This window comes from Halarcobacter sp., from assembly GCF_963676935.1.
Classification (GTDB): domain Bacteria; phylum Campylobacterota; class Campylobacteria; order Campylobacterales; family Arcobacteraceae; genus Halarcobacter.
On record NZ_OY781470.1, the window covers coordinates 377,898 to 390,234 of the forward strand.

The window sequence follows — 12,337 nt, forward strand, 5'->3', positions numbered from 1 at the left end:
AATTTTCTTAGATTAATCCTACAAGATCCCTTAATACTCTCATCTTTTCACTTGCAACTTTTGAAGCTTTTGAAGCTCCGTAAGCTAAAATCTCATGAACCTCTTTGGGATTAGCAATAAAATGTTCCCTTTTTTCTTGATAAGGAGCAAAATACTCATTTATTTTATCTAACAATGTTAATTTAAAGTGTCCATATCCTTCCCCTGGAGTTGCATATCTTTCTTGTAACTCTTTTAATTCTTCTTCATTCATAAACAATTCACAAAGTTTATATATATTACAATTTTCCCATTCTTTTGGTTCATTAAGTTCTTTTGAATCAGTTACAATTCCCATTACTTGTTTTTTTATACGTTTTTTTGTTCCAAACATATCAATAGTGTTTCCATATGATTTTGACATTTTAGCCCCATCTGTTCCAGGAACTGTAGCTACATTTTCATCTACTTTTGATTCAGGTAAAACAAATATATCTGTTTTATAATGGTTATTGAAACTATTTGCAATATCTCTAGTAATCTCAACATGTTGCATTTGATCTTTTCCTACTGGTACAATATTTGAATCGTATAATAAAATATCTGCTGCCATTAAAACTGGATAAGAAAATAGTCCATGATTTGCAATAATACCTTTAGCTACTTTATCTTTATATGAGTGAGCTCTTTCTAATAATCCCATTGAAGTATGATTTGATAATAGCCAGTATAATTCAAGAACCTCTTTTACATGGTGTTGTGCCCAAAAAGTACATTTTTCAGGATCAATACCTACAGATAAAAAGTTAACAGCAGCTTCAAAGATATTTTTTTCTAAAAGTTCTTTATCTTTAACTGTAGTTAAAGCATGATATGAAGCAAGAAATGCAAATAAATCACCTTTTTCTTGTGATTCTACAATTTTTTGAATAGCTCCAAAATAGTTCCCAATATGTAAAGTACCACTTGGCTGAATTCCTGATAATATTCTCAAAATATATTCCTTCAATAATTTTTTGGAATTATATCTAAATTATTAATAAGAGCTAGTTAAGTAATCTCTTGTCAATTTTTGACTCTATGTGGTCTAAATGTAATTGTAAATTGTAATATTCACCCATAAAAGCTAAAGGGACTTTAGTCTCTTTGCTAATCTCTTCTCTTAGCGTGTTTATCCTTTTTTTATAATCATTTAAAGTAGTTTTACTTGCTTTATCTATTTCATTATCTATCTCTCTTATCTCTTCATACCATCTATATATTTTCGATCTCATTGTCCAATTATACAAAGGGAATACACCTTTGAATAAAGGAAAAAGTAAAGTTAATAGGGGAATTAATAATATTTTCAATCTATCTATATTTGAAGCTATCCAATAAGGAAATATCTTTTCTAACCAAGTGTCTCCATATTTAAAATATTTATCAGCTTCTTCATCAAGTTCTATTTTCATATTATGTGAGTTTGGAAATTGGTTTGTTTTTGCAAAAAGGTCTTTTTTACTATGAACTTCTACTACTTTTTTTAGAACTAATCTTTTTAATTCATTTGAAAAGTTTTCTCTTACTACTAAGTTTGCCGTGGTAGAAAGAATATTGATGTTTTCATCTGGAAGGTTTTTATATAAATCTAAAGTACCCTCGTATAAAGTTAAAGCTTCTAAAAATGTGTATTTTCGACTATAAGCTCTAGCTCTTTTAAAGCTAAAAAGATTAATTTTTGGATTTGCAAGTAATTTATTTATAATTGGTGAATTATGTGAAGAAACTATAAAAAGAGCATCAATATCACCTTTTTCTAAAGCTTCACTAGCTTTTTTGTTATTTAAGTCTAGGATTTGAGAATTATTGCTATCTATTCCATTATCAGTTAAAATTTTATTTGCTAAATCCCTAGTGCCACTGCCAATATTACCTATAGATATTTTTTTTGAAATTAATTGGATAATATAATCAATTGTAAAACCCTCATTTTTATAAAAAACCCATAAAGGTTCGTAATAGATTGAAGCTAGCGATTTAATACTTTTATTATTTGAATCAAAAGTTGTACCGTTTTGTATAAAAGCGATATCTGCTTTTTTCTCTTTTAGAAGTTCAATATTTTCTATTGATCCTGCACTTGTTATGATATTAACTTTTACTTTCTCTTTTTCAAGAAGCTTTTTATATTCTAAAGCTGTTTTATAGTAGTTTCCATCTTTTGAACCAGTTGCAATTGTAATCTCTTTTTTAGGACTAGGTTGTATAAATTGAGAAGTAAAATAAAATGCAAAAATTATTGTAGCAATAATTGGAAGAAATACAGTAATAAATTTTTTCATTAGATTCTCTCAAATATTAAGATAATAAATTATAGCTAAAAATCTTTTATATATAAAAGAGTGTGAAATTGTAATATATCTTTATATTACAAAGACTATAATACTCTCCCATTTTGAAAAATGAATTTAGATGTAAATAAAAATGGGAGCTTGTTTTAGGATAAAGTTTTAGTAATCTCTTCCATATAATTCAGATGCTTCTTGTACAACTAAAAAAGCATTTTCATCATGTTCATTTATAATCTCTTTTAAAAGTTGAAGTTTTGAGATATCTACAATAACTAAAATAAGTGTTTTACTTGCTTGTTGATTTAAACTCATCCCTTTTACTATTGTTCCATGTTCTCCTAAGTTTTTATGAATTTTTGAAGATAATTCATTTACATTATTTGATACAATAGTTACAGATTTTTGAGCGGGTTTACCAGATAGTAATATATCAATTATTCTTGAAGTAATATAAACTCCAATTACACTAAATAAAGCTTTTTCAACATCTCCATAAACAAAAATTGAACTAAACATAATTAGACCATCAATTACTAATAAGATCTCTGAAGTTTTAAATCTTGTCTTTGCTGCAATAATTTCAGCTAAAATTGTTGTTCCTCCTGTTGAGGCTTTTCCTAACATTACAAAACCAACACCTAATCCAACTAAAAGTCCTCCAAAAATAGATGCAAGTATAGTTTCGTTTGTAGATGCTGGTACAAGATACACTTCTTTTAACAAATCAGTAAATAGTGATATTAAAGCAATACTAAAAAGTGTTCTAATAACAAACCCTTTGCCAAAGAAACTCATACCAATCAAAATTAAAGGAACACTAACTATTGCAATCCAAATACCTAAAGTGATAGATGGGAAAAGTGCATAAAGAAGTTGAGCAATACCAACTCCTCCACCAGTTATTATCGAGTTTGGATTTAAAAATGATACAGCAGAGAAGGATAAGCAAAAGGATCCAAATATAATAAAAATCGAGTTTTTAAATTGATTCATATATAACCTTTGTTTTTTGTGGAATTATAGGAGATTAGTATTTTTATTTCTTCCCCATAATTGTTTAAAAAGTTAACTATAATTGCTTAAAATAATTTTTTAAAGGATATAATATGTTTATGAAGAAAGATACACAAAAAAGACATAGAAAAATTGCAAATAATATTATGCACTATATATATAAACATATTGATACAAACTTAGACTTAGAGGAGTTAAGTATTGCGTTTAATATAAGTAAGTTTCATATGTTAAGAATATTTAAAAAAGAGTTTGAACAAAATATTTATGAGGTTATAAAATCTATAAGATTACAAAAATCGTCAATTCTTCTTTTAACCAATAAAGATTCTACAATTACAACAATTGCACAAATGTGTGGTTATAGTTCCCATGGAGCTTTTAATAGAGTATTTAAAACTAGATATAAAATGTCACCAAAAGAGTGGAGAAATAATGGTTATAAAAAAACTTTGAATGAAAATATAAAAAAAGTCTCCTTTAATAATGAACCAAAGATAGTTAAAATGGGCTCATCTTCTGTATATTATATTAGACATAAAGGGTATGATAAAAATATAAAAAGTGCTTGGGAAAAGTTGAATTTTTGTCTATTAAAGAATAATATAAAAGAGTATAAAGCCATAGGTTTTTATCATGATATACCTTTAACATTAAATCTTGAAGAGTGCAGATATACAGCAGGAATAATAATTGATGATGAAAATATTGATCTACCTTTAGCTAAATTTATTATGCCTGAAGTTATTTATGCAAAATTTGAATATAAGGGGTCATATGAAAACTTTTTTGATTTTATAAATTGGGTTCATTTTAATTGGTTAGTGAATAGTTCTTATGAAACAACTCCTGAACCATCTTTTGCTCTTTATAAAAACTGTAAGTTTTTAGATGATAATCAAGAGTTTAATATTGAATATTTTGTATCTGTTGAGATATAGCTTAATTTGATTTCTTGATTGTTTTAAAATTTTATTTGTATTTTAAAAAATTATCATATTTTATTTTTTTTCATAATAAGAAGTAAGATAATTAGGGATTGATTTAACTTATTATGTAAAAAATTAGATATAATTGCAGAAAAATTTAAGAAAGAGTGATATGATTGATATAAAACTACTACAAAGAGATTTTGAAAATGTAGCTGCTTCATTGGTAAAAAAGGGTGTTGATAGTGAAGTTTTAGACAATTTAAAAAGCTTGTCAGAAGAAACAAAAGTTAAAAGACAAGAGATGGAAGATGTAACAGCTTCACAAAATAAGCTCTCACGTGAGTTTGGAAGATATAAAAAAGAGAAGTTAGATATTGCACCTTTACAAGCTGAGATTAATGAATTAAAATCAAAAAAACAGGTTTTAGAAGAGGAAGTTAGAGCTTTAGAAGAAAACTTATCTTCAATAGTTTTAGGAGTTCCTAATATCCCTGATGAGATTGTTCCTATTGGAAAAGATGAAGATGAGAATGTTGTTTTAGAAACAATTGGTGAGATACCTTCTTTTGATTTTGAACCAAAAGAGCATTGGGATTTAGATAATGGTTGGTTAGATTTTGAAAGAGGTGTTAAATTAGCAAAATCAAGATTTTCTGCTATTAGGGGTCAAGGTGCAAGACTTGAGCGAGCACTTATAAATTATATGCTTGATTTTAACAGAAGTAGAGGTTTTGAAGAGTGGTATGTTCCTTTTATGGCAAATACAAATACTCTACAAGGAACTGGTCAACTTCCAAAGTTTGAAGATGATTTATTTAAAATAGAGGGTGAAGATTTATATCTTATCCCAACAGCTGAGGTTCAATTAACAAACCTTTATAATGATGAGATTATCCCAGTTGATGAATTACCTTTAATGATGACTTCATATACTCCTTGTTTTAGAAAAGAAGCAGGAAGTGCTGGACGTGATACTAGAGGACTTATTAGACAACATCAATTTGACAAAGTAGAAATGGTGGCTATTACTAAGCAAGAAGAATCAGATGAGGTGTTTGAAAAAATGGTATCTTGCGCAAGTGATTTATTAACATCTTTAGGATTAGCTCATCAAAAAGTTATGCTTTGTACCGGTGATTTAGGATTTAGTGCAACTAAAACTATTGACCTTGAAGTTTGGCTTCCTGGACAAGGAAAATATAGAGAAATTTCTTCTATTTCAAATACAAGAGAGTTCCAAGCTAGACGAGCTAAAATTAGATATAAAGATGGAAAGAAAAATATTCTAGCTCATACATTAAATGGTTCCTCTTTAGCAGTGGGAAGAACATTATTAGCAATTATGGAAAACTATCAACAAGCAGATGGAAGTGTTAAGATTCCAAAGGTTTTAGAAAAGTATATGTAATATATAAAATTGTTATCTTTTTGTAATCAAATACTATTAAACTACCACAAATTTAAAAAGGTAGTTAGATGACAAAGATTACAAGAAGAGACTTTTTAAGAATTTCTGCATTAACTGCAAGTTCACTTGTGGTTTCTACAGCAATTACAGGTTGCTCCGGGGGAGGAAATGATACCGCTTTTTCTTTAGACTTTTGGAACACTGTTGATGTAAATTTTAATCACGGTGTAGCAAGTGGTGACCCTACAATAAATAGTGTTATTTTATGGACTAGAATTACCCCTGCAAGTGACATTAGTAGCGTAAATTTATTTTATCAAGTATCAGAAAATGAAGATTTTACTCCAATAGTAAGATCAGGAAAAATAACAACTAAAAAAGAACAAGATTACACTGTAAAAATCGACTTACAAGATTTAGAAGAGAATAAAACTTATTATTATAGATTTAAATCTAATGAAAAAACATCAATAGTTGGAAAAACAAAAACAATTTCAAGTAATCCTAGTGAAGTAAAAATGGCAGTATTCTCATGTTCAAATTATCCAAATGGATATTTTAACGCATATATGGAAGCTTCTAAAATGCAATTAGATGTGGCTTTACATTTAGGGGATTATATTTATGAATATGGAATGTATGAAAATGATGATGGTGTAACACCAGCTTATGCAACAAAAAATGCAATTGCAATAGGAAGAGAACTTCCTGAAGATAATAATACAGAACTTTTAACTTTAGATGATTATAGAAAAAGATATGCTTTGTATAGAACAGATGAAGGAGCATTGGTTTTACATCAAAACCTTCCTGTAATAACTATTTGGGATGACCATGAAATCGCAAATGATACTTATAAAGATGGTGCTGAGAATCATGATTCAAGTGAAGGAGAATTTAGTTTAAGAAAAGAGCATGCTTTACAAGCATACTTTGAATGGTTACCAATAAGACCTTTTGAAGATAACAATAATGAAATTATATATCGAAATTTTGAGTTTGGAAACCTTGTAAATCTTTATATGTTAGATACAAGGGTTTTAGGAAGAGATAAACAGTTGAGTTATTCAGATTATTTTGATAACCTTGGAAATTTTGATTCTGCAACATTTACTATAGATTTACTAGATTCTTCAAGAACAATGTTAGGAAGTGAACAATTAACTTGGCTACAAAATAGTTTATCAAACTCTACAGCAACTTGGCAAGTATTAGGGCAACAAGTATTAATGGGAAAAATGTTTTTACCTGCTGAATTATTAACTATGATTGCACAGTTAGATTCAGATATTACTGATGCTCAAAAACTTGTAATATTAACTAATTTAAATACGGCAATAACTGAATTAATTGCTATTAAAACAAGAATATTAGCAAATGATACAACATTAACAACAGCAGAAAAAGCAAGAGTTGAGACCACATTGCCATATAATTTAGATGCTTGGGATGGATATTTCTATGAAAGAGAAGTAATTCTTGGTACATCAAAAGCCTTAGGTAAAAACCTTGTTGTATTAGCTGGAGATACTCATAATTCGTGGGCAAGTGAAATAAAAGACCAAGCAGGTGATTTAGTGGGGGTTGAATATGCTGTAACGTCAGTAACATCTCCTGGAATGGAAGATTATGCTGGATTAACTAACTTAACTACTGCACAAAATTTTGAAGCTGCTTTGACATTTTTAATTGATGATTTAAAATATACTAATTTAAATCAAAGAGGTTTTATGGTTGTATCTTTTACCTCACAAGAAGTTAATACTACATGGTATTATGTTGACAATTATGATTCAACAACATATAGTTTAGATCAAACAAGAGAGAAAAGTTTAAAAACATTAGTTAATACAAACACAATATCATAATTAATATAAGAGATATTCTCTTATATTAATTTTTCAGGTTTACCAAAATAATAACCTTGTGAGTAATCAACACCAAGGGCGGTTAAAATATTATAGATATTCTCATTTTCTACAAATTCAGCGATAGTTTTTATACCTTGTTTTTTTGCAAATACAACAATTGTTTCAACTAAATTTCTACTAAATTCATCATTTTCAATATTCTTAATAAGACTTCCATCAATTTTTAAAATATCAGGTGAATAGATTAATAGTCTTTCGAAGTTTGAATACCCACTACCGAAGTCATCAATGGCAATTTTAGCATTACCTACATCTTTTACTAACCTAATAAATTCTCTTACTTTTCGATAGTCTTTAATATGTTCATCTTCTAACAATTCAAAAGTGACTCTACCTTTATATTGAGGTTTTGTTACAAGAGTGATAAGTTTTTCTCTTATTGCATCATTTTCTATATCTAATACCGAAATATTTATACTTACATTGTCTTTTATATGATCTAAGATTAAAAATGAGTTTTCAATTACACGGTTTGTAATTTTTGTGTAGTAACTTCCTTTTTTAGAAACGTCAAGGAAAAAATAAGGAGAGATAACTTCACCATTTTCATTTATAAGCCTAACAAGTGATTCATATTTGATAACTTTTTTAGTATTATTATCAATTATAGGTTGAAAAAAAGAGATAATTTTAGAATCATCCAATGCTTTTTTTACCATTTGAATTGTTTCTATATTATTTTTTGCATTTTTTTGCGCTTCTTTCATTAGATTATTTGCAAAAATTAAATTTTTATTTTCATCTATAGCTTTTTCTATTCCATATCTTACATTTTCATATAAATTTTTTGTTCCAATACTGTAGCTTACTACAACTGAGATATCATAGTCTATATTTTCTAGTTTAATAGTACTATTTCTAGTATTTTTGATAAATTTATGAAGTTGTTTTTCCACATCTAACTCAGGATATTGGGCTACTAATTTATCAAAATCTTCAGATATTGCAAAACATCCGTCTCCAAGTGTATATATTTTTTTAAATGCTTGATTATGAGGCATATGATTTAAAAGGGTTGTACCATATATATGTTCAATTTTTTCTACTGTTTTAGTATCATAAAATTTATCTAAAATATCAAAATTTTCTATTTGAATCATAATTAATATTGCATTATTATTTGATTCCAATGAGCTTATTAATTGTTTTTTTTCACTCATGATTTCACTAATATCATTTCTCAAAGCAATATATTCTAATACTTTTCCTTTATCATCTAAAAGTGGTTTAATAACGGTTTTTACATAATATGGTTTTCCACTTTTTGATAAGTTTTTAATAACCCCTTCCCAAGATTCTTTTTTCTTACTTATTGTGTACCATAAATCTTTAAAAAACTCTTTTGGATTATCCGGGTGTCTTATTACAGCATGAGATCTTCCAATTAATTCATTTTCCTCGTATTCTGATACTTTTAAAAAATTTTCATTTACAAAAGTTATTATACCACTAGGATCAGTTTTAGATATTATTGAACTTTTATTTGTAATATCTTGATATTGTTTTAGTATTGATAAATTTTTGTTATGCTCTTTATATATTAAGGTTTTTTCTATTGCTTTAAAAAGTACTCTTTTGAATTGTTCGGGTTCAAGAGGTTTTAATATAAACCCATCAATTCCCGCTTGAATTGCTTTAAACATATATTCTTGTTCCCCATGAGCTGAAACAACAATAATTGGAATATGTGGGTCAAACTCTCTAATATTTTCAATTAATTCTATACCATTCATTTTAGGCATATTAATATCGGTTAAAATTAAATCATAACTTTTTGATTTAAACTTAGAAAGAGCTTTTTCTCCGTTTGCTGCATGATCAATTTTAGATATAAACAGCTTTAAGAGTTTCTGGGCAACTTTTGCAACATCAAGATTATCTTCTACATATAAAGCAGATAATTCACTTGCATTTTTTAGAAAAGTTTCAGATACATTTTGATTATTATTCATATAGTGACTTTTGATTGAAATATTATGATTTTAACATAATGTAAATAAATTGAATCTGATAAAATTTAAGTGAAAATTATTTAATATATACTCTTGCATCATAGAGTTTTTTTCTAAAAATAATTTTTAGTAGTCCTTCTGTAACAGCTATATGTTTATAAGTCATAATTTTACCAATCATTATCTTATTTTTATAAACAGGTTTATAATCTATATATTTACCTTTTAAGTTTCCTATTAATACTTTTGGTTTAATATTTAAATTATTTCCTCTTAAGTATATTTTTGTGAAACATACTCCATTGTAGTTTTTTTGAGTTTTTCTTGTATTTTGAATATTTTCACCATTACCATTTTCATCATAAATTGCAAATGCAAAAATTTGTTTCACATCAGTTTTAAAAGCAAATAATTGAACTGAAGAGAGTAAAATTAGTAAAATTATATTTTTCATACTTTATTTTACTATATTTTTGTGTAGATTTTGTGATAATATAAAAAAACTTTTTAATGGGATGTGTGATGAATTTTTTTAAATATATAAAAGCAGTTGGAACTGGTCCTAAATCAAATAGAGATTTAACAAAGGAAGAGATAAAAGAAGCAATTGAAGCTATATTGGAAAAAAAGTGTGAAAGTGAACAATCAGCAGCTTTTCTAATGCTTTTAAGAGTTAAACTAGAATCAGATGATGAATTAAAAGGGTGTTTAGAAACTTTTGATAAATATATACAAAGAGAATCTATTGCTGAGTCTATTGAACTTGGTTATTCATATGATGGAAAAACAAACCAACCATATCTTTTCCCTTTATATGCAAGTGTATTAAAAGATTTTTTTAATAGAAATAAAGAGATTGAGCCTTTTGAAATTGTTATAAGTGGTGATAAACTTCAACCAGCAAAAGCAGGATTAACTGTAAAAGATGTTGCTAATGCAGTTGAGTTAGATGAAAAGATACATTTTTTTGATAGAGCTAATTATTTTAAAGAGTTATCTGAATTAACATACTTAAGAAAAAAACTTTATATGAGAACAATTTTTAATACAGTTGAAAAACTATTAAATCCAGCAAATTCTAAATATGCAATTACATCGGCTTTTCATAGGCCTTATGTAGAAAAATATAGAAAACTTTTTGCAAGTAATTATGAAAAATTACTTATTATTAAAGGTAGTGAAGGTGCATGTGAAGTGTTTAATGATTTTAAATATTGGGTAGATATAGATGGAGAAGTTATTGAAAAAACTATTAAATTAAATGATTTAGGTATAAACTATACTGATACTTATGAAAATATTACATTAGAAGAGAATATATCTATTATAAATAATCCAAGTGCAGAATTGATGAAAATTGTTAAATTAAACGTAGCTATTTTACTTTTTAGTACAAATAGAGTTGAATCAATCGAAAAAGCATATGAGATGTTAAACAACAAAGGTTGTTGTATTACAAATTTCTTTAAAAAACTTTTCTTTATAAAATAATTGAAGTGAAATTTTATTTCACTTCATACTCTTTCAACTAATATAAATCAATTAAAAAATTCAAAAAAAATTAAATTTGTTTAAAAAATATGCATTATTCAATAAAATTCTATGATATAATTTAATTAAATTAAAATATTTAAGGAAATTAAATGAAAATAGGCTTAATAAAAGAGATTAAAGTTCATGAGTATAGAGTTGGTTTAACTCCAAGTTGTGTTGAAGCATATGTACAAAATGGTCATACAGTTTTTGTAGAAAAAGATGCTGGAATTGGTGCAGGTTTTGAAAATGCAGAATATGAAGCAGTTGGAGCTATAATAGAAGAGAATAAAAAGAAAATCTTTGATGATAGTGAGATGATTGTAAAAGTTAAAGAACCATTGCCTGAAGAGTATGAATATTTTCATGAGGGACAAATCCTTTATACTTATTTACATATCGCAGCTGATAAACCACAAGCAAAAATGTTATTAGAAAAAAAAGTAAAAGCAGTAGCTTATGAAACAATTACTAGTTCAGAGGGTGGATTACCTTGTCTTACGCCAATGAGTGAAATTGCAGGTAGACTTGCAGCACAAGAAGGAGCAAAATATCTTGAAAAACCATTTGGTGGTAGAGGGGTTCTTTTAGGTGGAGTTCCTGGTGTTCAAAGGGGAAATGTAGTAATTATTGGTGGAGGAATTGTTGGACTAAATGCTTGTAAGATGGCAGTTGGATTAGGAGCAAATGTAACAGTACTTGATATCTCTGCATCTAGACTTGCTTTTTATGATGACTTATTTGGTTCACAAGTTAATACACTATTTTCAAATAGAGCAAATATTTTAAAATCTATAAAAGAAGCTGATTTAGTAATTGGAGCAGTATTAATACCAGGTGCAGCAGCACCAAAACTTATTAAAGAAGAAGATTTAAAAACTATGAAGAAAAATTCTGTAATTGTAGATGTTGCAATTGACCAAGGTGGTTGTTTTGAAACTTCACATGCAACATATCATGATGATCCAACATATGTAGTAAATGATGTTGTTCACTATTGTGTTGCAAATATGCCTGGAGCTGTCTCTTTAACTTCAACTTTGGCATTAACAGCAACAACATTAAAACATGGATTGAATATTGCCAATAAAGGTTTAGAAAAGGCATTAGCTGAGGATATACATTTATTAAATGGACTTAATACTTATGATGGAAAACTTACAAATGAAGCAGTAGCAAAAAGTTTAGATATTCCTTTTGAAGCAATAACATTTTAATAAAATTAAATTTTTATAAAAGGGAAAAAGTTTTTTCC

10 protein-coding genes are annotated in these 12,337 nt (G+C 27.2%); 5 read left to right on the forward strand and 5 right to left on the reverse strand.

Annotated elements, in window-relative coordinates; translation table 11 throughout:
- Positions 1-7 precede the first annotated feature (7 nt).
- The 3 genes from trpS to ACKU4C_RS01880 form a co-directional block, all read right to left on the reverse strand.
- Positions 8-973 carry a tryptophan--tRNA ligase gene (trpS, locus tag ACKU4C_RS01870; RefSeq protein WP_321314157.1) on the reverse strand — a complete coding sequence of 322 codons (966 nt, stop codon included), beginning with the start codon at positions 971-973 and terminating at the stop codon, positions 8-10.
- Between the two features lie 52 nt (positions 974-1,025).
- Positions 1,026-2,303 carry a TAXI family TRAP transporter solute-binding subunit gene (locus ACKU4C_RS01875; protein WP_321314158.1) on the reverse strand — a complete coding sequence of 426 codons (1,278 nt, stop codon included), beginning with the start codon at positions 2,301-2,303 and terminating at the stop codon, positions 1,026-1,028.
- A gap of 168 nt (positions 2,304-2,471) precedes the next feature.
- Positions 2,472-3,305: a YitT family protein gene (locus ACKU4C_RS01880; protein WP_321314159.1), complete on the reverse strand. Its 834-nt coding sequence runs from the start codon at positions 3,303-3,305 to the stop codon at positions 2,472-2,474.
- A 113-nt stretch (positions 3,306-3,418) separates the two neighbouring features.
- On the opposite strand from ACKU4C_RS01880, the gene ACKU4C_RS01885 reads away from it, so the two are divergent.
- The 3 genes from ACKU4C_RS01885 to ACKU4C_RS01895 all read left to right on the forward strand — a co-directional run bounded on the left by ACKU4C_RS01885 (position 3,419) and on the right by ACKU4C_RS01895 (position 7,534).
- Positions 3,419-4,267, forward strand: coding sequence for an AraC family transcriptional regulator (locus tag ACKU4C_RS01885; RefSeq protein ID WP_321314160.1), 849 nt, complete (start codon positions 3,419-3,421; stop codon positions 4,265-4,267).
- A 160-nt stretch (positions 4,268-4,427) separates the two neighbouring features.
- Positions 4,428-5,666, forward strand: a complete 1,239-nt coding sequence (gene serS / locus ACKU4C_RS01890) for a serine--tRNA ligase (RefSeq protein ID WP_321314162.1) — start codon at positions 4,428-4,430, stop codon at positions 5,664-5,666.
- A gap of 68 nt (positions 5,667-5,734) precedes the next feature.
- Positions 5,735-7,534, forward strand: a complete 1,800-nt coding sequence (locus ACKU4C_RS01895) for an alkaline phosphatase D family protein (RefSeq protein ID WP_321314163.1) — start codon at positions 5,735-5,737, stop codon at positions 7,532-7,534.
- Between the two features lie 20 nt (positions 7,535-7,554).
- Here ACKU4C_RS01895 and ACKU4C_RS01900 read toward each other — a convergent pair whose 3' ends face one another.
- Both ACKU4C_RS01900 and ACKU4C_RS01905 read right to left on the reverse strand, forming a co-directional pair.
- Positions 7,555-9,549, reverse strand: coding sequence for an EAL domain-containing protein (locus ACKU4C_RS01900; RefSeq protein ID WP_321314164.1), 1,995 nt, complete (start codon positions 9,547-9,549; stop codon positions 7,555-7,557).
- 76 nt (positions 9,550-9,625) lie between these two features.
- Entirely contained in the window at positions 9,626-10,003 is a 378-nt protein-coding gene (locus ACKU4C_RS01905; protein WP_321314165.1) for a hypothetical protein, read from the reverse strand.
- A gap of 68 nt (positions 10,004-10,071) precedes the next feature.
- On the opposite strand from ACKU4C_RS01905, the gene ACKU4C_RS01910 reads away from it, so the two are divergent.
- Complete coding sequence (locus ACKU4C_RS01910) at positions 10,072-11,040, forward strand: glycosyl transferase (protein ID WP_321314168.1); 969 nt, start codon at positions 10,072-10,074, stop codon at positions 11,038-11,040.
- A 152-nt stretch (positions 11,041-11,192) separates the two neighbouring features.
- Positions 11,193-12,299, forward strand: coding sequence for an alanine dehydrogenase (gene ald, locus ACKU4C_RS01915; RefSeq protein ID WP_321314170.1), 1,107 nt, complete (start codon positions 11,193-11,195; stop codon positions 12,297-12,299).
- Positions 12,300-12,337: the final 38 nt, after the last annotated feature.